25 protein-coding genes are annotated in these 22,521 nt (G+C 69.7%); 13 read left to right on the top strand and 12 right to left on the bottom strand.

The genetic code is table 11. From position 1 onward, the window contains the following. Window positions 1-296: 296 nt before the first annotated feature. Together AB0G32_RS14490 and tcmP are read left to right on the top strand one after the other, a co-directional pair. Window positions 297-1,595: a hypothetical protein gene (locus AB0G32_RS14490; RefSeq protein WP_361162509.1), complete on the top strand. Its 1,299-nt coding sequence runs from the start codon at window positions 297-299 to the stop codon at window positions 1,593-1,595. 400 nt (window positions 1,596-1,995) lie between these two features. Then, window positions 1,996-3,177, top strand: coding sequence for a three-Cys-motif partner protein TcmP (gene tcmP / locus AB0G32_RS14485; RefSeq protein WP_361162508.1), 1,182 nt, complete (start codon window positions 1,996-1,998; stop codon window positions 3,175-3,177). Between the two features lie 17 nt (window positions 3,178-3,194). Here the strand turns inward: tcmP and AB0G32_RS14480 are convergent, their stop codons facing one another. After that, window positions 3,195-3,941, bottom strand: a complete 747-nt coding sequence (locus tag AB0G32_RS14480; RefSeq protein ID WP_361162507.1) for a phage Gp37/Gp68 family protein — start codon at window positions 3,939-3,941, stop codon at window positions 3,195-3,197. Between the two features lie 945 nt (window positions 3,942-4,886). Next, a complete protein-coding gene (locus AB0G32_RS14475; protein ID WP_361162506.1) occupies window positions 4,887-5,579 on the bottom strand; it encodes a hypothetical protein in 693 nt (230 codons plus the stop codon). A 117-nt stretch (window positions 5,580-5,696) separates the two neighbouring features. Between AB0G32_RS14475 and AB0G32_RS14470 the strand changes: the two genes are divergently transcribed. Together AB0G32_RS14470 and AB0G32_RS14465 are read left to right on the top strand one after the other, a co-directional pair. Next, window positions 5,697-6,542 carry a hypothetical protein gene (locus AB0G32_RS14470; RefSeq protein ID WP_361162505.1) on the top strand — a complete coding sequence of 282 codons (846 nt, stop codon included), beginning with the start codon at window positions 5,697-5,699 and terminating at the stop codon, window positions 6,540-6,542. Between the two features lie 119 nt (window positions 6,543-6,661). Beyond that, a complete protein-coding gene (locus AB0G32_RS14465) occupies window positions 6,662-6,844 on the top strand; it encodes a hypothetical protein (RefSeq protein WP_361162504.1) in 183 nt (60 codons plus the stop codon). A 403-nt stretch (window positions 6,845-7,247) separates the two neighbouring features. Here AB0G32_RS14465 and dnaB read toward each other — a convergent pair whose 3' ends face one another. The 10 genes from dnaB to AB0G32_RS14415 form a co-directional block, all read right to left on the bottom strand. Next, window positions 7,248-8,684, bottom strand: a complete 1,437-nt coding sequence (gene dnaB, locus AB0G32_RS14460; RefSeq protein ID WP_361162605.1) for a replicative DNA helicase — start codon at window positions 8,682-8,684, stop codon at window positions 7,248-7,250. Between the two features lie 16 nt (window positions 8,685-8,700). Further along, entirely contained in the window at window positions 8,701-9,267 is a 567-nt protein-coding gene (locus AB0G32_RS14455; protein WP_361162503.1) for a DUF721 domain-containing protein, read from the bottom strand. Beyond that, window positions 9,264-9,827, bottom strand: coding sequence for a hypothetical protein (locus AB0G32_RS14450; protein WP_361162502.1), 564 nt, complete (start codon window positions 9,825-9,827; stop codon window positions 9,264-9,266). Before AB0G32_RS14450 ends, AB0G32_RS14455 begins: the two co-directional genes overlap by 4 nt. Window positions 9,828-9,869: 42 nt before the next feature. Next, on the bottom strand, window positions 9,870-10,139 hold the full coding sequence (locus AB0G32_RS14445) for a hypothetical protein (RefSeq protein WP_361162501.1): 270 nt from the start codon (window positions 10,137-10,139) through the stop codon (window positions 9,870-9,872). A gap of 295 nt (window positions 10,140-10,434) precedes the next feature. Further along, a complete protein-coding gene (locus AB0G32_RS14440; protein ID WP_361162500.1) occupies window positions 10,435-12,747 on the bottom strand; it encodes a hypothetical protein in 2,313 nt (770 codons plus the stop codon). Window positions 12,748-14,015: 1,268 nt separating this feature from the next. Then, the gene (locus tag AB0G32_RS14435; protein ID WP_361162499.1) at window positions 14,016-14,927 is read right to left on the bottom strand and encodes an FAD-dependent oxidoreductase; all 912 of its coding nucleotides are present in this window, start codon (window positions 14,925-14,927) and stop codon (window positions 14,016-14,018) included. After that, a complete protein-coding gene (locus AB0G32_RS14430) occupies window positions 14,924-15,514 on the bottom strand; it encodes an isochorismatase family cysteine hydrolase (RefSeq protein WP_361162498.1) in 591 nt (196 codons plus the stop codon). Before AB0G32_RS14430 ends, AB0G32_RS14435 begins: the two co-directional genes overlap by 4 nt. Further along, on the bottom strand, window positions 15,511-16,680 hold the full coding sequence (locus tag AB0G32_RS14425) for a helix-turn-helix transcriptional regulator (RefSeq protein ID WP_361162497.1): 1,170 nt from the start codon (window positions 16,678-16,680) through the stop codon (window positions 15,511-15,513). Before AB0G32_RS14425 ends, AB0G32_RS14430 begins: the two co-directional genes overlap by 4 nt. Before the next feature lie 207 nt (window positions 16,681-16,887). Then, window positions 16,888-17,586 carry an AAA family ATPase gene (locus tag AB0G32_RS14420; protein WP_361162496.1) on the bottom strand — a complete coding sequence of 233 codons (699 nt, stop codon included), beginning with the start codon at window positions 17,584-17,586 and terminating at the stop codon, window positions 16,888-16,890. Further along, window positions 17,583-18,341 (bottom strand): GntR family transcriptional regulator, encoded by a 759-nt coding sequence (locus AB0G32_RS14415; RefSeq protein ID WP_361162495.1) that lies wholly within the window; start codon window positions 18,339-18,341, stop codon window positions 17,583-17,585. The genes AB0G32_RS14420 and AB0G32_RS14415 overlap by 4 nt, the downstream gene beginning before the upstream one ends. Before the next feature lie 379 nt (window positions 18,342-18,720). Between AB0G32_RS14415 and AB0G32_RS14410 the strand changes: the two genes are divergently transcribed. From AB0G32_RS14410 to AB0G32_RS14370, 9 genes are all read left to right on the top strand, one after another. Next, entirely contained in the window at window positions 18,721-19,317 is a 597-nt protein-coding gene (locus AB0G32_RS14410) for a hypothetical protein (RefSeq protein WP_361162494.1), read from the top strand. Window positions 19,318-19,383: 66 nt separating this feature from the next. Then, complete coding sequence (locus tag AB0G32_RS14405; protein WP_361162493.1) at window positions 19,384-19,575, top strand: hypothetical protein; 192 nt, start codon at window positions 19,384-19,386, stop codon at window positions 19,573-19,575. Window positions 19,576-19,778: 203 nt separating this feature from the next. After that, window positions 19,779-20,060 carry a hypothetical protein gene (locus AB0G32_RS14400; RefSeq protein WP_361162492.1) on the top strand — a complete coding sequence of 94 codons (282 nt, stop codon included), beginning with the start codon at window positions 19,779-19,781 and terminating at the stop codon, window positions 20,058-20,060. Window positions 20,061-20,220: 160 nt separating this feature from the next. Then, a complete protein-coding gene (locus tag AB0G32_RS14395) occupies window positions 20,221-20,622 on the top strand; it encodes a hypothetical protein (RefSeq protein WP_361162491.1) in 402 nt (133 codons plus the stop codon). Further along, window positions 20,622-20,819 (top strand): hypothetical protein, encoded by a 198-nt coding sequence (locus AB0G32_RS14390; RefSeq protein ID WP_361162490.1) that lies wholly within the window; start codon window positions 20,622-20,624, stop codon window positions 20,817-20,819. Before AB0G32_RS14395 ends, AB0G32_RS14390 begins: the two co-directional genes overlap by 1 nt. Further along, a complete protein-coding gene (locus AB0G32_RS14385) occupies window positions 20,812-20,982 on the top strand; it encodes a hypothetical protein (RefSeq protein WP_361162489.1) in 171 nt (56 codons plus the stop codon). Before AB0G32_RS14390 ends, AB0G32_RS14385 begins: the two co-directional genes overlap by 8 nt. A 114-nt stretch (window positions 20,983-21,096) precedes the next feature. Then, window positions 21,097-21,384 (top strand): WhiB family transcriptional regulator, encoded by a 288-nt coding sequence (locus AB0G32_RS14380; RefSeq protein ID WP_361162604.1) that lies wholly within the window; start codon window positions 21,097-21,099, stop codon window positions 21,382-21,384. 184 nt (window positions 21,385-21,568) lie between these two features. Then, window positions 21,569-21,760 carry a DUF5999 family protein gene (locus AB0G32_RS14375; protein ID WP_361162603.1) on the top strand — a complete coding sequence of 64 codons (192 nt, stop codon included), beginning with the start codon at window positions 21,569-21,571 and terminating at the stop codon, window positions 21,758-21,760. Window positions 21,761-21,873: 113 nt separating this feature from the next. Then, window positions 21,874-22,446 carry a hypothetical protein gene (locus tag AB0G32_RS14370; RefSeq protein WP_361162488.1) on the top strand — a complete coding sequence of 191 codons (573 nt, stop codon included), beginning with the start codon at window positions 21,874-21,876 and terminating at the stop codon, window positions 22,444-22,446. The last annotated feature ends 75 nt before the right edge of the window (window positions 22,447-22,521 follow it).

Below are 22,521 nucleotides of genomic sequence, written 5' to 3'. Positions count from 1 at the left end.
GCGCGCTGCTGGAGCCGCTCAAGACGGACTTCACCTCGCCGACGCGCGCCCCGATCTGCCGCGCCGCAGCGAGTCCGAGGACGACGGGCACGGCGGTACCGCGACAGCGGCCGAGACGGGGACGGAGACGGTCCCAACCAGGTCAGCCACCCTGTCAGCTGACCACCCGATCGGTTTCGGCCTGAACAACTGGTGCTCTTAGGCCAGTTGACGCGATCTCCCCACGCGGTGTGACCATCCGAGGCAGCATACGCAGCGAACTGGTACGACTACTCAACGCGACGAAATGGGGGATGATGGCCCGCCAGCCGAACCCGGACCTCACCAACACCCTGACGATGCTCCACACAGCCGTCGTGCACACGGACAAGAACATCCGGGACGCGCTCGACAAGAGCGTCGACAAGCTGGAGTCGGCCGGCCGGGACGCGCATGAGAAGACGACCAGGGAGGTCGTCGACGAGCTCGGCAGGATGCGCGCGAACTTCCGCGACGTCTACAACAAGCTGAACTCCAACGGAGAATCGCTCAACAGCACCGTCCAGGACGTCGTCGCCCAGTTGCGCGCCGAACTGAGGGAGGTGCGCGTCGTGCTCGCGGATCTCACCGCGCCCGCACCAGCCCCACTCACCAGCCCGTCCTCGCACGCATCGGCCGAGCAGAAGACATCCGGCGCCGAGGGCGGCCATCGTGACCCCACCGTCGCGCCCGTCACGACCCTCACCGAGTCGGACGGCGACCGGGAAGACAATGCCCTGCAGCCCGCGATTCCCGCGCAGCGCTCCGCCGAACAGGAACCGGACTCCTCGTCCAGCCCGGAAATGTCGGCCGACGTAGTCCGCCAGGCCGTCCGTGACGTCCTTACCGAGGAACTCGCCCCCGTGCTCACCGCACTCACCACCCCGGTCAGCACTGGCGGCGGCCCGGCTGGCAACGATCAGGATGCCTCGGACCGAGTGCGCGAAGCGGTTCGAGAGATCAAACAGGAGGCGGGCGCCGCCCTGGCTGAAGCCCGGTCCGCGCTCGCCTCACTGCGGCAGGAGATCGCGGACCTGCACGCCGCCGTGGAAGACCTGCGGCCGCAGCCGGACGCTGCTACCGAGCCCGTAGCCCCCGAAGCAAGCCAGGAACACAGCTCCCTGCTGAAGACCGCGGCCCGCGTCTCCTCGGCCAGCCTGCTGTGCCACCGCGACATCTGGGAGTTCATCACCGCCCACGCGGGACGGCACCCGCACTTCCGCGTACCGCCGGAGGTCGCCGACGAGGGAGACGAACGGATCCGCGCCGCCCTGTCCGGCCGCTCCCTGATCGCCCTGCTGATCAGTCTCCACTCCGTCAAACACACCGCCAGCGACGGCGACGGCGACCAGGAGCTCGCCGCCGCTTTGTACGAGCGGATCGAGGAAAGCCTGAAGAACCTCGCCCCCAGCGGTCAGCCGGTCACCATCACCCTCGACGACCGCACCGCTCCCGGAACCCAGACGGCCGCGACCCATGACGAGGCCGACCGCGAGCCGGAGACCCACGGCGCCCCGCAGGCTCCCGCGGAGCCGGACACGGACCCGGACAAGGAGGCCGGCCCTCCTGCCGCATGAACGACCTGGCTAGGCGCCGTCGCTCAACCCGGTGCCTAGCCACTCCACGCACCAGCGGCTGTCAAGGCAGCCCGGCGCCCACCGTTCAAGTCGGCTCCTGAAGCGAGGCCAGCTGCGGCAGTACGCCGACATCCCCGCCTCGCGCGCCAGGCGATCCTTCCGGGCCCGGCGCAGCACGGCTGCCCGCGAAACCCTGGCCAGCTCGGTGAGCCCCGAGCGTTTCACGGCGAGGTCCTCACTCGAACGGCTTGCCCCTGCAACCGCGCCCCGGCGCCATACGCTCTCAGCCAGCGCAGCCGTGCGGGCACCGGGAGCGGGGCATCGGGCCTCTTGTCGGACTCCGGAACGTGGCTGACGATGCGTAGCAGACGGTTGTCCGAACCGTGACGAGGTGGGGGCCATGTCGACGGGAACAAACGGGGACTACTGGAAAGACAAAGCACTGCCCAGCGTTTTCAAGCATGACCTGCTGAAGCGCTATCTGGCACAGTTCGGCGGCATGCTGAGCGGCCAGTCGCACGACAAACGGGTGGTCTACCTGGACGGGTACGCGGGCGAGGGCCGTTACGAGAACGGCGAGCCGGCCTCCGCGGAGCTCGCGCTCAGGGTCGCCTCCTACTTCCGCGCCCGGCACGGGGTGACGGTGGAGGGCTTCTTCACCGAAGCACAGGCCAGGTCGTTCCAGCGGCTGCAGCAGGTCGTGGAGGGCTACCGCCGCCAGGGCGTCGTCGCGCACGCTCACCGCGGGGAGGTCGACGGCGTCCTCGACAGCGTCATCAAGCGGGCTGCGGGCAGGCCGCTGTTCCTCTTCCTGGACCCGTGCGGGCTGGTGCTGCCCCAGGACCGGCTCGTGGACGTGCTAGCCAGGCAGCGGCCGGACAAGAAGCCGGCGACCGAGCTGCTGATGAACTTCAGCATGATGGCCGTGTGGCGGCTGGGCGGGCACGTCCGTTCGCCCAACGGTAACGAGACCTCGCTGCGGCGCTTCGACGAGGTCTGCGGGGGCTCCTGGTGGCGCGAGTACTTCGCCGAGGCGGCGGTCCCCGGCGCGCAGGCCGGCGCCGCGGAGGACGCCATCGAAGCGGTGGCAGCCGAATACACCCGCCGTCTCAAACACCGCACGGGCATGTTCGTGCAGTCCGTGCCGGTCTCGCATGCACCGCACAAACGCGCCGTCTACCGGCTGGTGTTCGCCACCCGCAGCCAGTACGGACTGTGGGTCTTCGGCGACACCGTGGCCCGGGCCCGCACGGAATGGTGGAAGACCCTGGAACTGCAGGAGACCCGGGACGACCCCGACGCACTGTTCTCCGCCGCCTCCATCCGGCGGCCCGACCCTGCCACCGTGGAGAAGGAAGCCGTCCCGGCGATGGCCGCCAACCTGGAAAGACTGCTGAGCGCCGGGCGCCCGGTCCGGCTGGTCGACCACACCCTGGCCGTCTTCGGCGACTACTTCGGGCAGGTCACCGATCCGGCCGCCCGCAAGGCCGTCAAGTACCTGCACAGCCAGGGCAAGACCCCCACCACAGGCATCGGCGGGGACAAGACCCGCGCACTGGTCGTGCAGCCCGCACGCCCCTGACCGCGCCACCCGCGGTGCTACACCGTCGCGGGCAGCGGCATCTCATCCCAGGTACGGCCGTCCAGCTCGCGGCCGCCGGCCTTCGGCGTACGGCCACCCCACTGCTTGAAGAAGAACGCCACACCGGCCTGCTGGCACACGTCCCGGATCTGCGCAACCCAGGCCTCGTCCAGCGGCCGGTGCCCGCGCCCGGACTCGCCGCCCGCGATCACCCAGTCGATCCCGGACAGCTCGAGCCCGTCCAGCGGCCCCAGCAGCGGCTCGCACGACAGGAACCGCACCGCCGCCGGCACTCGCCGCAGGTCGTCCACGCGCGGCAGTTCCTTCGCGCTCTCCACCGACACGCCCATCCACAGGTTGTCCGGCCACTCCAGACGGCCGGCGACCTGCCGAACGCGCCGCGCCCGCTTGGTCAGCACCTGGTAGGTGTGCTGCGGGGTGTCGGCCATCACCTCGAAGACCCGGCGCACGTAGTCCAGCGGAACCCGGGCGTGAAAGAGATCGCTCATCGAGTTCACGAACACCGTGCGCGGGCTCTTCCACCCGTAGGGCACCCGCAGGGCGTCCGGATGGACCGTCAGCCCGAAGCCCGGGCCGGAGGTCCGCGGATCACCGTCCGTCTGGTACTTCGGCGAGCCCATCGCCTTCAGGCGCTTCGCCAGCGTCAGCGCGTAGCAGTTGTCGCAGCCCTCCGACACACGGTCGCAGCCCGTGGTCGGGTTCCACGTCGCCTCGGTCCACTCGATCGCACTACGGTCGCTCACTGGTCCCCTCCTGCTGTGTGCTGCCCAACGATGCCCTCCGCCGCCGCGTTGCGGGAAGCGATGACCGGGACTGCTGATGTTCGTAACCGATCCTGAACATTCATCGAATAGAACATGTGTTCACACCGTAGTTGTCCACGCACTGCCCGTCGAGCGGCCCCGCGCAGCCCCTCCGGCCTCCTGGCGCCAGCCCGCACCGGCCACCCACCGCTCAGACCTCGGTTTCCCAGGCCGCGCGTTCCTGCCGCGCCCGGCGCAGGGCGGAAGCCTCGGTTGCCGCGGCCCGGGCGGCGCTGCGCACGGCCCGCCTCGGCTGCCGGAAGCTCCCAGGCCCGGCCGGCCAGCAGGCCCTGAAGCACGGCGGCGACCTCCGGCCGGCTCCCCACCGTCACGTCGCGCGGCCGCGGCCGTGGCGCGGGGTCGCGGGGCACGACTCTTGCTCGCCCCGCGCTTTCCGGCGGCTTCGCAGGCATGGTGCAGCGCGCCCCGGGCAAGGCCGACGCGGGACGTCTCGCTGCCGCTCATGCCTGCCCCCACGGGGTGTAGCCGAGGTCCAGGTGCCCGAGGCCCGCGAGGCGCTGCGCGGAGTGCTCGCAGTACTGGGCGATGTGGTCGTGGACGACCTGGTGGTCGGCGGCGGCGAGGGTGCGCCAGAGCGGCTACGACGAGCAGGACCCTGTGGGCAATGGGTCTGTCGACGGACACGCGGGCGTGTTCCCGTCCGGAACCGCCAGCGGGGTTACGTTTCCGACGTCCGCCGTCTGTTCAAGGATCTGAAAGTTGCGGCTGGCCGGCCTCAGCCCGTGCGGATGACGGCTCCGGAGACGAACCACTGAACCAGGGTGGCGGCGAGGTGGATCCCGGCCCGGGCGGCGTCCAGGGTCTCAGGCACCGTCGCGGTGCGTGCGCCGTGCCGTGACGTCTGTCCCTCCCACGGGGCGCGCATCATCGCCTCGACCGGGGCGATCGAGTCGTCGGCCGGGGTGGGGATCGCGGTGCTGAACTTGTGCCGGGCGCCCTTGAGTTCACCCAGCATGGTGCCGAGTTGGCCTTGGCGTGGTTGGGCTGGATGACAGCGTGCGCCGCGCACTCAACCGCCTTGATGGCCTCGCTATACGCGCCCACCGGGTCGGGGTGCAGTCCGTATGCCGCCCTCCAGGCCGTAGTCAGGTGATCGGCAGCGGAGCCGGTAGAGGGGGCGGCAGCCGCGTCGATGACGGTCTGGCGTACGGCTTCGCTGACTCCCGGACTGACGCGGATCTCCAGGCCGCCCTCGTCATTGGCAACGCGATAGGCCGAGCCGGCGTTGTCCAGCACCATGGTGAGGGCAGAGACTGTCATCGAATCATTCTTCAGGCCCAGTTCAAGTGGGAAGGCCAGCAGGGCGTCCACCGCGTCGAGCAGGACCATGCCCTTCTGCTGGCTCAGGTGCCACGCCGCGTTCGTTTGCTCGGGCACGGTAAGGCGGAGCCTCAAGCACATGATCCTGGCGATCTCCCCCTCCGCCCCTTTGGCGTACATGTAAACCCACTGCTGCAGAGGGCGGAGGAGGTGGTCCGGTACGCCTTCGTACAAGGCATCCACGTCGTCGGCGATTCCGAGACGGACGGAGAAGCGGCGGCGGGGGCTGGTCCTCATAGTGGAACGGTACCGGCGCGGGTAATCTCGTCGGATAGGTTCACCCCTTATCCGACGCGACAGACAGGGATTGACGACCGGGCAGTCCGGGCGCCGGAAGGGGGAGGGAACCCACGCATGAGCACGCACCCCGACCTGCCGGACACGCTGGTCCACTTCACCGGTCGGCCCCGGCGGCAAGGTGACGAGCCGCCGAACTTCGCCCGTGGCACCGCCGAGGACCGCATGGTGAGCATCCTGCACGGCGGCGTGCTGCGCGGGGCGCCGGACTTCTGGGCCGATGCGCCGGTGCTCTGCTTCAGCGAGGCCACCGCGGCCGCCCGCCGCGCCATGCTCCGCGACGGAGTGGGGGGCCGCGGACCGTACGCGCCCTGGGGTGTGGTGCTCGACCGACAGAAACTCATCCAGGACGGTGCCCGGCCCGTCCTCTATCTCTCCAAGGAAGAGATGGACCAGACTCGGCACCTGCCGAGGCGCATGCGCAACCGGCGGGTGCGCTACGACCCGGGCTCCTCGGACTGGCTGCACGAGCGGGAGTGGCGGCTGTGCTTCGAGGAAGGGGAGACGCCGGAACTGCCCGTCACCCGTGACCTCGTCGTCGGCGTCATCGTCGGCACCTCGGGCTGGATGCCGCCGCCGCGCGTCGCTGACGCAGCGGAAGTGGTGGCCGACCTGCAGGAGCGAGTGCGGTCGGTCCGGGCCCAGAGGGAGTCCCTGCAGGCGGAGGCCGACGCCCTGCCGGGTGTTCACAGCATGAGCGTCAGTGTGAGCACGACGAGCATCAGGTTCGCCGGGGCCGCCGATCGCCTGGCCCGCTGGTACTGGGACGGCGACGACCTCGTCCCGGACGGTGTCTTCGACATACGGGAACAGCAGATGCGGTCCTCCCAGCACGGCCCGGGCCCTGGAATCGAGTTCGGCTGGAGCAGTGGCTGCTCCGGGAACAAGGAGGAGGTCTGGTGACCACCAAGGGGGAGACGGTCACCGCCGACGCCGCCGGTCCAGACGGCACGGCGGCCCTGCCGGCCCCGGCGACAGCGGGGAGCGGTAGACGCTCATGAAACGGTGGGCGGAGAGACACGGTGTCGACACTGCCCGCTGGCTGGCCGAGGCCGAGGACCTGGCCGACGCGGGTTGCCGCCGAAATCACCCTGGACAACCCGCTCGACGCCTACGCCAAGAGCTGGCGGTTGTGGAGCCGGTTCTGCGCCGCCACCGGCCTGCCGGAGCTGGAGGGCTTGGGGGCGCGCTGGTGGCGTTCGTGACCTGGATGCCGCGCGAGGGCCGGTTGGAAGGCACCGGCCACGCCCCCCGCCTCGGCCTCCACCCACCTGGGGCGTCTCGACACGGAACAAAAACTTGTGAGTGGCCGCCGCTTGGCCATCGTCCCTGAGATTTGGCCACGGAATTTGAGATCCCACAACTCGTGTAGGTTCTCGCAGCCCGTGTCATCTGCCGGGCCTCTGAACTGCTGGTTCGGCGGGCTTCTCACGCCGTGTCATCCGCTGGATTCTCAGCTCCGCGTCATTTCCTTGCCGCTGCGGGCAGGTCCGCCGGAAGCGGCGAGTCTCTGACCTGCGCTGTCTCACGGAGATGTCATAAATGCCATCCAGATGACACGGCGACTGAGAAAATGACACGGGATTTGAGAACCTACACAACTCGGAACTACGTCTGGGCCATGTCGACGAACCGGGAGTAGTGGCCCTGGAAGGCGACGGTGATGGTGGCGGTGGGGCCGTGTCGGTGCTTGGCAACGATGAGGTCGGCCTCGCCGGCACGGGGCGAGTCTTTCTCGTAGGCGTCCTCGCGGTGGATAAGGATGACGACGTCGGCGTTGTCTTCGAGTGCTCCGGAGTCGCGCAGGTCGCTGATCATGGGTTTGCGGTCGGTGCGCTGCTCGGGGCCTCGATTGAGGGTGGATATGGCGACGATGGGCAGCTGAAGTTCCTTGGCCAGGAGTTTCAGGCAGCGGGCGATCTCGGAGATCTCTTCGTAGCGGGAACTGAGTGGCCTGGTGCCGTAGGTGAGCAGGTGGACGGCGTCGATGACGATGAGCCGGACGCCTGCGCGGGCGTGCAGGTAGCGACAGTGGGCACGGAGGTCGTGCAGGTTGGCGTAGGAGCCGTCCTGGATGTAGATCGGGGCGGCGCTGACGTCGGGCATCCGTCGGGCGAAGCGGGTCCAGTCCTCGTCGGTCATGGTGCCGGAGCGGATGTGATGCAGAGCTACGCGGGCCTCTGCCGAGAGCAGTCGCATGCAGACCTCGTTGCGGCCGGCTTCGAGGGTGAAGACGGCACTGGGCAGCTTGTGCTTGATGCTGGCGGAGCGGATGAAGTCGTAGGCGAGGGTTGACTTTCCCATGGCGGGCCGGGCGGCGACGACGATGAGCTGGCCGGGGTGGAGCCCGCCGGTGAGGGAGTCCAGGTCGGTGAAGCCGGTGGGGACGCCGGGCAGTGCGGCCTCGCGACTGCCGGTGGCCTCGATCCAGTCGAGCGTGTCTTCCATGACGTCGCCGAGGGGGCTTGCCGGCGGGAGCAGGGGGCGCCGTGTGGTGGCGGCGAAGATTTCGGCTTGGGCCTGGTTGGCGATGCGGTCAGCAGAACCGGGCTCGCCGTCCGCGGTGAGGTTCTCGATGTTGATCGCAGCGATTTTCGTGCGGCGCAGCAGGGCGGCGCTCTGCACGCGATCGGCCTCGGTCATCCAGCTCCGTGCCGAGGACGGGCCGCTGACGAGAGCGGTGATGTAGGCCGTGCCCCCGGCTTTTTCGAGGTTTTCTTCGAGGCTCAGGTGGGCGGCCACGGTGATCGGGTCCGGCGTCTCGCCGCGCCCGTACAGGTCGAGGATCGCTTGGTAGATCAGTTCGTGAGCGGGGCGGTAGAAGTCGTGGCCGCCGAGGACGTCGACGATGTCGGCGATCGCGTCCTTGGACAGCAGCATCGCTTTGAGTACGGCCTTCTCGGCTTGGAGATCGTGTGGGTGGTGCAGTGCGGCGTCGGTGTCGTCGCTGGTCATCTCAGATGCCCCCAATGTGGTCCCCCGGGGCCGTACCCCATTCGCGGGACGCGGCACCGGGCCAGCGTAGTCGCGGCCGGAATCGGTGATCGCCGGTTCACCGTGGTCACCTCGTATGGGTGAACGGCCGCGGTTCGCGGGGTAGTTGGCGCAGCTGGCGTTGCAGAGCCGTGTGAATGGCAGGGTCTGGCAGGAGGGGACGGGGTTCCGTCGCCGGTGGCATGCTGTTCCCGACGGCCGGCTGTGCCACGACAAGGGGGAGGGTGGCTGTCTTCACCAGCCGGATACGGCGCACGGTGTCCGGGCCCAGCTCGGCGTTGAGACGTTCGATGAGGGCAGGGGCCAGGAGCTTGGTGTGGGTGAGCCAGGCTGTTGAGTCGCAGGCCAGGGACAGTGTTCCCGAGTCCTTGTCGAAGGCGTCAGGGGTCACGTGCCTGGCCAGGGGACCGGCTACGGAAGGCCATGCCGGCAGCGGGGAAACGTCGGCGTGCGGGATCAGGTCCAGCAGGACTCGTGCGATGTGAACCGTCGGCTCCCGCCCCCGGGCCCGGCGCCGCCGCGGCGTGATGGATGCTGTGAAGCGTCCGAGTCTGGCGTCCTCGCGGACCCGCCGCAGTGTGATCGTGGCCAGGTCACCACGAGTCCCGGTCGCGGAATGCGGCTGCCTGTTCACGGCTCATTCCGGCGCGGCGCGGGGGTTCCCCAGATCCGTTGGATGTTGTGGTCGGTGAAGGCGTACACCAGCCGGTAGGCGGATGCTGGGTCCGGCCCGCGCATCTGTTGCAGCAGGCAGTCCTGGGCGTCGCGTTCGCTGCGCCGCGGGGTACCGCACACCTGCCAGGCCTCGCCGTTCCACATCTCCGGGATCCACCGTTTGCGCGGTTCGGGATGGTCGGCGCGCAGCCGGTGCTGGGACTGCACCCGGCTGGGCGCTTCCTCGTCCGGTTCCGCAGCACGTGGCCGGGGGGTGTCGCGGTGGGCTGCCCGGCGGCGGGTCTCGCACAGCAGGCACAGGTCGGCGGCGTCCGGATCGACCGGGCCGCTGGGGTGCTCGGGGCAGCGGGTGACCGGCTTGGGTCCGCTGATCGCCTCGTCCAGCAGGGCTGCAGCGCGCTCGAGGTCTTGGCGGATCTCCGTCACGTCGGCCGCAGTGTCGCCGGCGGTGAGACGTTGCTCGTGTTCTCCGGCGACGCGCAGTGCTCTGCCCAGAGCGATCAGCTGGGCGTGGTTCACGGTCATCTCCTCTGCACCCCGGCGCGCGGCCCGGAGTGATGGTCAGTGGCTGGTACGGGGTTGGCGGAGCAGCCGCAGCCGCATGGCGCGCCACAGCTCGTTCGCACCGCGGCTGGTCTTTGGAGGGGACGGGTGCAGACCGGGGCAGCACACGGCGTGCGCGACCTTGGCGTTGCCGTAGTCGCGGTGGTGAGGACCGGGCCAGGCGATGCCGCCGGCGAGGTGGTAGACCTCGGTGTCGGCGAAGAACCGGGCGGGGTAGTCGCCCGCCGGGGAGCAGCGCGATCCATGCCACCTCCGCGTCCGGTTCATGCCCGGCCATCACGCGTGCCGGGTCCGGGCCCGCGTGGGAGCGGTAGATGTTGACCCCGTCGTAGTCCATCGTGCGGTGCCGGTGGGCGGGCAGTCCGCACGCTGGGCACGGCACCGTCAGCCTGTGTCCCCACGCCGGGACAAGGTCATCTTCTGTCCCGTGCCGGGAAAGACCACTCACGCTCAGCCTCCGAAACCAGAAGATTCACAGACCCCGGCCGTAGCACAGCAGACGTGCCCCGGCGGGGCAACTACCAGGGTAGCGGCGGGAACTGACACTTCGGCGGCTCCCGGTTCAACGGATCCCGAGTGGCGGCCTGCCGGCCGCCACTCGGGCCCGCAGCACCCGCAACCGTCCGAGCCTGTCGCGCAGCAGGTAGTGCGCGGTGCGGTGGCGGGCTTTCTCGGCAGCGGCTCGGGCGGCCTCGGGCCGCCGTGGGCTGCGCCGCAGTTCGGCCGCGCGCACCGCCTCCGCCTCGGCGTCGGCCTCCTCGCTCATCGCCAGCCGCCGCAGGGCGTCGGCTTGTTGGTTGTCGCGGACCTGCTCGGCCACGTGCACGGTGGTGAAGGCGTCGACGGCCGTGTTTCCGCCCTGCCTGCGGGCGGCCTCGGCAACCAGCGTCCGGACGCGGTCCTCGCAGGCCGCCGTCAACGCAGCGATCTCTTCCGGATCGTCCAGGGCGGTCCTTGCTGCGACGGCCAGGTCCACGGCCTCCGCCACCAGCACGTCCGTACGCCGGCTCCAGGTGCAGTGCGGGCACAGGCCCGCCGCGTCGGCGATCCCGCAGTCGGCACACGGCGCCGACGCCCGCGCCCGCTCCGTCTCCTCCTCCCGCTGGCGGCGCTGCGCGACAGCGGCACGACGCCGCTCTGCTTCGACGGCGGCGCGGGCGTGCCGGGCACGCGTGAGGTCCGCGCTGAGGGCGGTGTGCGTGCGCAGACGCGCTTCGTACGCGGCCCGGCCGGCCGGGCCGCGACTGTGTTCGCCATCCACGGCTAAGCGGATCCGGGCCCGCAGTGCCCGGCGGTCGGCGATCACTGAGGTGCATGACGGGCACTCAGCACGCGTGTCCAGCCGGGTTCCGTCGTCGCACCGTGGGTCCGAGCAGGCCGGGCGCTGGACCAGGCCGCGCCGGATCAGCCACGGATACGGGCGGTCGACCAGGGCCTCGCCGCCGGTCTCCTCCAGGCGGTCGGTGAGCCGGTCGGCCAGCATCTGCGGTGCCACCCCCGGCTGCATCAGCAGGCCCGCCAGCCGTTTCACTTCCGCTTCAGCTGCCGCCTCGACCTGGTCCTGCTGCCAGCCTGACAGCCGCTCCCACAGCCCTGCCACCGGCCCCAGCGCCACCCGCAGACCGTAAGCAGCCGGAAGGGTCACCCTCCGCTGCCGCTGCGTCTTCTCCCAGCCCACGGGCTTCGGCCGGCTACCGGTCCCAGCCGCGGCGGCACGCTGCCCCTCACGCTCATCGAACGGGGACTCACTTGGCTTTTCCCCGCGCAGCGGGCCGTCCTGCGCGACCGGCGGCCTGTTCCCGGCAGCGAGGCTCCCGCCGTCGGCGGCCTGGTCCTCGCGCACGCACACGCGCTCCGGCCGACGGCCTTCACCCCCACGGCCTTCGCCGGAAAAGCCACAAGAAAGCTGCGGAGGAACGACGGGAGTAACCAGGTGAGCGTGGTCTGCGTGGAGCTCTGCACCATCGGGACGCTCCTGATCCACCGCATCCCCGACACCCTCGGTGCCCCCGATCCCAGGTGTACCAGGGACACCAGCAGTCCCGGCCGGACCATGATCCCCGCACGCACCATCGGGACGCGCCGAAAAGACCGGACCGGCGCTCTGGGCAGCCTCCACAGAGGCCAGCGTGCGGCCGTACGCGCAGGCGACCGGCAGCAGCATGACCCGGCCCCGGCCGCGCATCCGCGTCGACGTCTCCCGGTGATGCCGCGCCACGACACCGGCCTCCGTCAGCCGGGCCAGCACCTTCCGCGCCCCCGACGGCGAGCAGCCCAGCAGCCGGGCCAGCGTCGCCGCCCCGCGCCCCTCGCGCTTCTTCACCGAGCCGCCGACCAGCTGCAGCCAGCCCGACGCCCTCGTGTTCAGGACCAGCAGCAGCAGCCCGAGCCGGTCGGTCGCCGCGCCTTTGCCCGTCCGGCCGGCCAGAAGCCCAGGCGGCGTCGGCTCCTTGTCCTTCGGTGTCCAGCCGTGCCCGAACAGAGCCTCGCACAGGTGCAGCAGCGTCGCCAGCTCCGCCTTCGTCAGCGCCAGCGGGTGCCCCGCTCCCCCGCCGTGGTGAGCGCGCCACAGCGGCATGACCAGGCAGTCCAGCCCGGTCGGGTGCCCCTTCCCGTCCCTTACGACCTGCGTGTGCACCGCGTCCGTACCGCGGAGCACCGGCAGCACCTTGTGGTGGACCGTCGACTCCTTCATGCCCATCCACCGGCCGAGCTCCGCGCCCCAGATCGAGGTCTGGAGGTCGTCTTCCTCCCCCTTCGGCGCCCGCGACTTCGCGTACAGCACCACGGCCGCCAGCTTCGGCGCGTCCTTCAGCTTGGCGATCGACGGGTCCGCCAGCAGCGCCTGGACCGCGTCGCGCAGCCGCAGCCGCATCGTGCGACCGAGGCGCAGCGGGTCCTCCGGGCCGTCGCCGTCCGGCTTCCCGGAGGCCGGCACCGACCGGAGCCCGTTCCGCTGCGCGGGCAGCCGGGGCTCGTCGACGGAGTTGCCGATGATGTCCCGCAGAGGGTGAGCCAGCACGGCCGACGCCGCGGCCGCGCTCACCGGGTACCCGGGAAGGAAGTCAGAAGATGATCCATCCGGCGACCCTGGACCACGTCACCTGTGGACAGAGACCGGTCAGCCCCAGCTGTGGTCATCCCTCCCGCCACGCGCCAAAAAATCTTGGAACCCGTCCCGTCGTGCGGGACGACGTTCCCGGGGACGGCGACTGTCTGCCGGACCGCGGACAGGCCGGTGCCAGCGGCATTGATGTTCGCGCGGGGTGTGATGTCGGCCATGACTGCGCGGCGAAATGGCTGCTCTGCGCGGTAGTACCGGTATGTGCGGGCATGCCGAAGCTGGCGGCCCGCAGGACGGTCATGCACAATGACTCCTGCCGGGGCTTCCGCCTCACGGCACGACGAAGCCCCTGTAAAGGTGCTTCCGGTTTCGGGTGAAACCTGATTACGAACCGTCCGACCGGCTTCCAACCGGCGGGCAATCCCTTCGGAGGGGCCTCCCAAGCCCTCTCCGGTGGCAGATGGGCGCTGAGCCGAGGTGACTCCCAATCACCAGTGGCTGAGCAGCCCAGGCGGCATCAAGACGGGTGCCGCCCCGGAGACCTAGGTCACCAACCCGGCCCCCTCACTCGAGGCGCGGACCGGCATGTGCGCGGACAGCACGAACACCCCGTCGAAGGACCAGCAGTCGGCACGGCTGCTGACTCCACGGCGGGGTGCGGTGTGTCGGGTGACGGGTACGGGTACCCTGATCACGCTGGCACCTTCCTTCTGCGAAAAGGGTGCTCGGCAGGCTCTCGGACCCCTCCTACAAGGTCCGTCGGCCACGTGGCCCCTCTCGCCTTACTCAAGGGCGATTGACGGGGCCACTTCTTTTGATCAACGATCAGAGCCACTGTACCGGCCCGTCGGCACGCTTGGCGCCGGGCGGCGCCACGTGTCGTACCCATGGCTGGCGACCTGCGATGGGAGCCGACTCGTTCAGGGCATTCGCAGCCGTCAGTCACCTGTGCTCCTCTGCCCGCCGACGTGCACCCAGTCAGCGTGGCATGCGACTTGACTACGTGTCTGGTGACATCTGCTGGTGACATCCGGATGTCACCAGCAGATGTCACCGCCCCCACAGCCATGAAACCCGTATCAGGCATGACGGACCACGCTGGAGTAGTAGCCGGCAAGCACGGCCTCGGCCCCCGACCCCTGGGCAATTGCGATGCGCTGATACTGCTTCGACCTCAAGTCGCCAGCGGTCCGGATTCGTGGGTGCTGTATTCCGGGCGGGCAGTAGCCATCCTCGCCCTGGGCTAGTCCGTCGAGGGCAGCCGGCTTGTTGCCCAGGTTGTTCAGCACGGTGGTTACGGCATAGATCTTCCGTTCTCCGTCCCGGTCCTTGACTTCCACCTCCCAGCCGTCATCGAAAGAAGACCGGGTGACGGTGACGTGCGAGACGGGGACGATGCGGAGACGATCATCGCCTGCGACTTCGGCAATCTTGTATTCGTCCGCGGGAGGACAGAGCACGTGCAGCGTCTGTGATGCCTTCGGGTAGGCCCGGAGCCAGGTCCCGAGCGGGCGATCGGCCCCGAGCACGTACGTGCGTTCTCTGATGCTGTCGGGTGTGGCACGCCAGAGGGGCGGCGCGATTAGATCTTCGGGAGCGGTCACCCAGTCAGCTTCCACTGGTGTAGACGATGCCACGCCGGTGGCGACCACGATGGCTCGGCTGGTCAGCACCTGACCGCTGCTCAAAGTGAGTTCGGCTCGATGACTTTGACCGCCCACTGCCACAGCGCGGCCTTGAAGCAGCGTGCACCAGCCGCCGTCCCGCAGACGCTGTAGGTCCTGGACCAGAGCCTGTGCGAGATCCGGGCCCGTCGACCAGCCCCCAGGCACGTTGTCCAAGGCGCCGACGACGTTGAGCTTGCCTCCGGTTAGCCCAGCCTCTACCACTATGGTGCGCAGCTTCAAGCTGGCCGCCATGACTGCGGCTGACACTCCGGCCGGGCCAGCTCCGACGATCAGGACGTCCGCGTCGTACGAAGATGAACTCATGCGTGTACTCCCCGGGGTCCGCCAAGCCTGGTCAAGATGTTGTCGCTGGTGACGAGCTGATTGGCGCCGAGATTGCGAGCGGCGAGCATTAGGGCGGCGTCATGGTAGTCGGGTCCCCCGGTAGAGGCGCAGGCGTCGGTCACGATCCATGGCCGATAGCCGCTCTGGTAAGCAGCGATAGCTGAGTCGTAGACACAAGCGTCCGTGTCGATGCCGCACAGCACCAGATCGGTCCAGCCCGCCTCGCGAATGGTCCGGGCACCCTCAGAGGTGAACACTGACGCCTGGGGCTTGTCGATGATTGCGGCGGCGCTGGTAGCGAAGGGCAGCAGGTCAGCAACGAGGGCTTGTTCCTCGGGGGTACGCAGTCGCGTCCACCCAGTGATCTTCTCGTACGGTGACCCGGGCACGTTGTGGAACCGCGACAGCACCACGGGAGCGCCAGCTGCTTGCCAGCCCTTCACCAGCCGAACAACGGCGGGGATGACTCCGCGGCTGTGATGGTTGACAAAGCCCTGCTGCACATCAATGACCAGCAGCGCTGTCGATTGAGGGTCCACCCACTCCGCCTTCCACATGGCTGTCACGGATTGCTATCTCGGAGAGCGTCCTGGGCAGCGCGCAGCCGATCAGGAAGTTCGCTGGTGGCCAGGATTGCCTCGCGCATCACCCGGTGTTGGGCGGTCTCAGTGGGGCGCGCGGTAGTGAGCCGGAAGTAGGCGCTGCGCAGAAAGCGCCAACCGTAGGCCGTCGGCATCACCGGGTCTTGGCCGTCTTCGATTGTGTGCAGGATGTGGGACGAGAGGGCCCAGAGTGCCTGCACGTCGCGCTCAAGAGCCACGATCTGGCTCATGGTCAGGGCCCGCTCGTCCTGCTGCGGGTGATAGGCGACGCCGGACCAGCCGACGACGCCGCGGGAGACTCCGCCGTCGAAGGTCACGGCCTCGGGGTGAGCCCAGCCGTCACGGAACTTGGCTTCCTCTACCCCTGGTCCGAGCGGCACCACGTTTGCTGGGTTCTGCCGGTTGACCAGCACTGATGGTGTAGCGAGCAGCTGGAGAGCCGTGTCCAGGCCGGCGCTTGACCAGGAATGTGTGCGGAGCTCGTAGGCCGACAGTACGTACTGCGGAACGAGCGACTGGGCAGGCTGGTCCTTGTCGTCGCTGTGGCGGGCCAGCAGGCGGGCCATCCACTCTCCTACCCAGCCCGGCTCCTTCAGGTACGTGCGGTAACGCCACAGCGCCAGCTCGGTCAACGACTCGAGGCGATGGTGCTCTTCGAGATGCACCACCGCGACACCGCAGGCGTACATGTGCACCGTCGACGACTGCGCGGAGTGGTGGTCAGCCGGCAGGACTCGCTGCTCCAGGCCGCCTGGCCCTGGCTCGCTTGGCGAACCCACAGCGTAGAGGGGCGTACTGCACTCCCCGAGGTACACCGGCAAGAACTTGTGGGATACGACCGTGCAAGGTGCCGGACGTGCTGCCGACTCCGCGTTGTGGGGAGCTGACGTTCCACGCAGCGTTGCCAGACGGAGGCTGAACGCCTCCTGCTCAGCCGGGGTGCACTGGAGGAGCGCCGTGTCCAGGATCTGCGCCATCTGGGGACGACAGACGCTCGTCTTGTTCCGCTGCCAGTTCGAGACGGTCCGGGGGCTGATGCCGAGGCGACCGGCGAACTCGCGTACAGATGCTCGCATCACCGACCGCAACAGCAGTGCCTCCTCACCTGTCCACCTGTCCACAGCGATCACTACACACCTCCTTTGCGGTCACCTTCCAGGTATCAACGGCTGTATTGCCACGCTGTTGCTACACCACTTCCACGGTCGGACATCTCGCTCAAGGCCCCTGGTGCGGATGCTGTTTCTTGTTGATCCACACCCGCAACTCCGGCCGGAGGAACCATGGCGATCCCGGGCACACCCCAGTGCCGCGCCCGCATCGAGTTCTGCGTGCCGTCAGGCATCGAAATGCCTGCTGAGCTGTATGTCGGCCAGCACGCTGTCCGGTTGCCCGTTGTAAACGATGTGCGGCTCATGGTCGGTCGGTGGGGAGAAGCGGCCCGCATGCCTGAGCAGATCCTCCTCGCTGAACTCGATGCTGTTCGCGTCGACCAGCGACTGCTCGTTGCGCTTCCGGATTCGGTCCCAGCGGACCTCATGCGGCACGGGCAAGTAGATGAGGACAGGCTTGCCGCCGGCCTCCATCACGGTCGCTGCCCACTGGGCCCGCTCTTCCGGAGTCCAGAAGCCGTGGTCGACCACGACCTCGTGCCCGGCCGCCAGGAGCTCCTGGAGCTCAAGGGCGATGTCCTTGAGGACGGGTGCCTCCCGGACCCTGAACTCGCCGCGAGGGAAGTCCCTGCCGTAGTGGCCGTAGCGGCGGAACATCTCCTCATCAGGGCACAGGCGCCGGAAACCGGCCGCCTCCAGGGCGCGGGCGAGGGTCGTCTTGCCGGAGCCCTGCAGCCCGGACATGAGGATCGCGCGAGGCGCGGGGCCCGGTCGGCCGGACAAAGCGGCGGCGATGCGCGTGATCTCGAATCGTCCTTCCAGCGTGAGGGTGTCGACGTGCTCGGCTCCAAGGAGCTGGCTGAGGCGGGCTTCGAGGCAGGAGACGAGCGTGTCGTCCAGTACGGCGGTGTCGTACGTGCTCACCGCTGCACCTCTGTCGTCGTGCGACGGGTGCGGCCGGGGGCGCCCAAGTCCACGCCGTACTCCAGTAGCTCGCCTTCGGCGTCCAGGAAGCGTGCGGTCAGCACAAGGATCGCCGCGACGGTGTCGGCTTCCAGCTCCAGGAGCTCGAGGTCGCGTGACGTTGCGATGCGAGCCGATTCTTCATCCACGCGTTTCACGACGTGCCGCCCGGTGGCCCGAGCGATCAAGTCGAGTGACAACCCGCCTTTGAGTCGCTCGCTCCGCGCCAACTCGGGTACGGCCTGGGCGAACTCCGCTGGGATCCATGACGTGGAGTGGGAGACGATGCCATGACCGTCCCGGTAGACACGGCTACGGCGAATCACGTCGTCACCAGGCGAAATATCCAGCATGTCAGCGACGTCTTCGGGAGCCTCGACTATGCCGGCGGTGTGGCCGGACGACTTCTCGCCGACGCCCCACGACGACTGCGTCTTGCTGCTGCGGTCGTGACGCTCAGCCCCGGAGGACAGCGAGATGGGGCGTTCCATCACCTCGGTGCCGACGCCAGGGATGCCCTGTACGAGCTTCTCTTCGCGCAGCAGCCGCATGGCTCGGTCTGCGGTAGCTGTGCTGACCTCCCACTCGGTCGCCAGCGTCTTGATGCTGGGCAGGAGGTCGCCCGGCGAGAGCTCCCCAGAGCTGATCAGGTCGCGGTAATGGCCCGCGATGCGCGCGTACGGCGGCCGATTGTCGGCTCGGGGTGGCCCTGACATGTGCCTCGCCTCCTTCGAATTCACTCTGGGTGCCTCACTATACCGCTTGACACATGAGGGTACCTGATGCAACCTGATGTGAGTAAGGCGCTGGTGATCCTCCGGGAGCACCGAGTGAGCACCATCGCAAGACCGCAGTAACCGCAGTAGTTGTCCGCCCTCTGGGGCGGCCGGAGTAGCCCTCTCCAGCTCGCTGGGATCCGAGGGCGCGAGAGCACCATCGAACTCCTCCGGAGCCTGACGGCCGCGACAACTGTGTGCATGTCGCAGCGCTGTGCGCTGTCTGTCCTGCGGGACGCCGGCCTTGTGCCGTGCGGCCTGGAGGGCGGAGAGAGCATTCGCGACGCGCTCCCTGCCGCTCCGTCCGTGAGGAGTCCACATGTCTGCTTCGACCCTTGAGCGCACCGCCCGCCCCCGCCGGAGCCGGACCCGCTCCCGCACCGTCAGCGCCCGCCCGGCGCTGGCCCTCTCCACCCTCCGGCCCCACCAGTACGACCTGCGCCCCGCCTGCGCGTCGCTGATCTGCCCCGATTGCCTGACGTGGGTGCCGGTCACCGGCCTCGGGACCAAGACGCCCAAGGTGGTGCCGCACGACACCGGCCGCGCGCTCCAGGCCCCGGCCGTCCACTGCCGCCTGGGCAGCAACCGCCTGATCAAGGTCGATGTCACGGTCCGGGCGTGGCAGGAGCGCCTGGAGGACGGTCACGCGGAGACCGGCCACCGCCGCAAGACCACCGTGCGGCGCAAGCCCACGGTCGCGCCCGCTCTGGCCGTCAGCCAGATCGCCGCACGGGTGACGGCGTCGGAAGGCGAAGGCCGGCTCGTGTGGCAGGTGCGCAAGGAACAGTGGGCGGCGACCGAGACCGCGGTCCGCGACGCCGACACCCGCCGCGCGCAGCTGCCCGACGGCGACGCGCCGCTGGGTGCGCCGCCGGTGCCGCTCACGACACAGCACCCCCAGCGCCGCACGAGCTGACCCGCTCCGAACAAACGGCCACGGCCCTGGCTGCTCGTACGGCACTTCTATATAGAGGAGGACGTCATGCCCGTACCCACCGACCCGCGGACGCCGCTGCAGCGCGTCACTGACCAACTCGCCGCTGCCAACCGGAAGCTGACCGGTCCGAGCCTGCCCCGCTCGGAGCGAGCGGCGCTGGCCAGGCGAACCCAAGAACTGGAGCGCGAGATAGGCCGTCTCACTGGCCCGGTCACCCGGACACGCTTCGCCGACTGACCGGCCACCTGCTGCCCCGTCACTTGCCCTGCAGCCTGCGCTGCCCCGGGCGGCCGCCACCGATCGCGTGGCGACCGCCCGGGAGTGCGCAGGACGCACTCCCCGGCTCTTCCCCGCCGTGTGGGGGCCGGTGGTTCGAACCCCCAGGGATGCCGCCCTGGGGGTTCTTGCAGGTCACCCTTTCCGAGAGGACGACCCATCCCATGATGCCCCGTGTCATCTCTCTGCCGACCGTCGCCGACGAGATCGGCCCCCGCCACCCCGGCGCGATCTACCAGAACGTGACTGGTCGCTACGAGGTCCTCGCGCTCGTCACGGACCGCGCAGAAGTCGCCCGGCTGCTGCGCCGGAACAGCGCTCGCTGGGCGGTCATCGTCCGCGACACCCTCCGCCCCGACGGCCAGCCCGTCGCGATCGGCTCGGTCTGGACGACCGAGGACTACCTGCTCCGGCCCGGCAGGCCCTCGTACGCCGCCGCTGCCTGACGGCCGGCCACGGTCCGTCTCCACCCCACCGGCATCACGAGGGTGGAGGCGGGCCGTGGCCGGCCGCCCGGCCGGTCACGGCGACAGCCCCGGAACTCTGACCTTCCGGGGCTGTCCGGTCAACGGAAACCATTGGGAGATCCCCTTGACCACCGCGATCATGACACGCCCCGCAGCCCCGACAACAGAGACCGCGACCACTTCGGTTCCCGCCGACCGTCAGCTCGGTGACCTCCTGGCCCGCATCGCTGGCGAGGCCGACGCCCGCATCCCCGCGGAGCGCCGGGCCCGCCGCACGCTCCAGGAGATGATGCCGGGCTACGAGCGGCAGCCCGTCCTGGTGCTGCACCGGCCGGTGATGGCCGACGACTCCTGCCCGCTGTGCCACCGCTGGAACTGCGACCCGGCCACGTGCCCGCCCTCGTCTGCGACCCCGGTGCCCGCCAGGGCGGGCACCGGGATGCAGTGCGACATGTGCGGCGGCGTTTTCGGTGCCGTACCCGCGCGGCCTGGTACGGCGACCGCCTGGACGTGCAGCGCCTGCCAGCGCCTCGGCAGCTGATGCCGCACCTCATACAGGCGGCCCGGGCGGCGCAGCATCGCGCCGCCCGGGCCGCCGCCACCGCCGGCGCCGCTCATCCCTGGACCCGCCTGCTCCTCGCGGCCGCCGCCATGGCCGCGACCGCCGCGTGGGAGGCGGGCCACCGCGTCGCCGACCTCCACTTGACCCGCCGGCACGAAAGGCACCCCAGTGCCTGAATCCCCGCTCTACCAGCGCTACATGAAGGCTCACCGCGCCCACCTGGACCACCGCGCCGCCTGCTCCACCTGCACCGACGAGGCCCGCTGCCGCGAGGGCCAGGAGATCTGGACCGTGTTCGCGCGGGCCCAGGACTCCTACCTCAAGCGCCAGCGCGGCTGACCGCCGCTCCCCCGGCGTCTCGCCGGGTGCCGACCTGCAGAACGGCCCCGGGGCTCACATCCCCGAGGCCGCTTCGTACTACACCGGACCTTCTGGGAGGCCCTTGTGCACACCATCGTACGCACCGCCCGGTACGGCAACGGCTCCGTCTCCCCCGCCGCGCCCGAGCGTTCCCGCGCGGCCTGCGCCGACGAGGATCCCGAGCTGTTCTTCCCACGGAGCAAGTCGGGCGCCGACCTGCTGCAGGAAGAGGAGGCGAAGGCGGTGTGCCGTCGCTGCCCACTGCTGCTGCCTTGCCTCCGCGGCGCCCTGGAGCGCAACGAGCTGGGGGTGTGGGGCGCGACCAACGAGGATGAACGGCGCCGGATGAAGCGCCGCGCCGCCCGCAAACGCACCGCCTGACGGGAGCGCCGGGTACCTTCCGGCCCGCCCCGCAGCACCGCCGCACAACGGCCGCCCGCATGACGGGCGGCCGGTCTTTCGCACGTCTCCAGCCCGGGAAAGCCTCGGGATTCCATCCTCTCCGGGAGAGCTCATGGATCGCACCACCCAGACCGTCACCGGCACCCGACGGCTGCCGGACTCGCTGTGTACGCACACCCCGAGGTGCCCGTCGGCTGCCAGCCCGGACCGAGAGGCCGCGCACGTCGTGGCGGCTCACCCGGAGCAGGGCTGGAGCCTGCTGTGCAACGCCGTCCTGCTGTTCGAGGACACCGGCGAGCTGCTCCCCGACGGCCGGATCGTCGCCCCGCACCGCTCCGTCGCCGCCCTGGTCTGACGGCTGCCTGATCCGCCCGCACCGACCCGCCCACCACCGTGGCGGCCGGGTCGGGCGGTGAGGGGGAGCCGGACAGCCCGGACCCACCCACCGAACCATGGAATGAGGCTTGCATGACCGAGACGATCACCACCACCCCCGCCTCCACTGCTGCGGTGTTCTCCGACGTGACGCTGAGCAGGGCGGCCGAACTCGCCGCCGACTTCTACCAGCCGCTGTGGATCGGCCCGTCCGGCGAGAAGTCCTCCGGGGAGGCCGTGGCCCGCCACCTGGAGGCCACCATCGCCCTGCTGGACAAGGACGGCTGGATCCGCGCCTACGACTACAGCAAGGACTGGTCGGCTGGCGCGGACCTCGCCGACGACGACTCCATGACGGTCAAGGCGATGCTCCGGGCGCTGATCCGCTTCGTCCGCGACGAGAGCGGAACCACCCCGCAGCGGACCCTGTCCACGGCGCTGCGTCACGTCGGCGAGGACGGCGCCCACGGAGACACGGACACCGCCTACGTGGCGGGCTTCGTCCTGGACCGGCTGATCCAGGCCCACACCGGGTCCGACTCCGCCCGCGCCACGCCCTGGTCGGAGCGGCAGCACCGCAACCACGCGGACGTCACCGCCCTGCTGACCGCGGGCGCCCGGTTCGCCCGCACCTACGGGCCCAGTCAGGACGCGGCGGCTGCCTGATCCCCGGCGCTGACCGCACCAAGACGACGGCCCTCCGGGACCCCGGCATTCAAGCTGCCGGGGTCCCGGAGGGCC

This window comes from Streptomyces sp. NPDC023723 (assembly GCF_040639815.1).
In the GTDB taxonomy this organism is placed as follows: Bacteria; Actinomycetota; Actinomycetes; order Streptomycetales; family Streptomycetaceae; genus Streptomyces.
The sequence above is the reverse complement of the archived record's forward strand: the minus strand, read 5'-3'. Positions and strand labels throughout refer to the sequence as shown.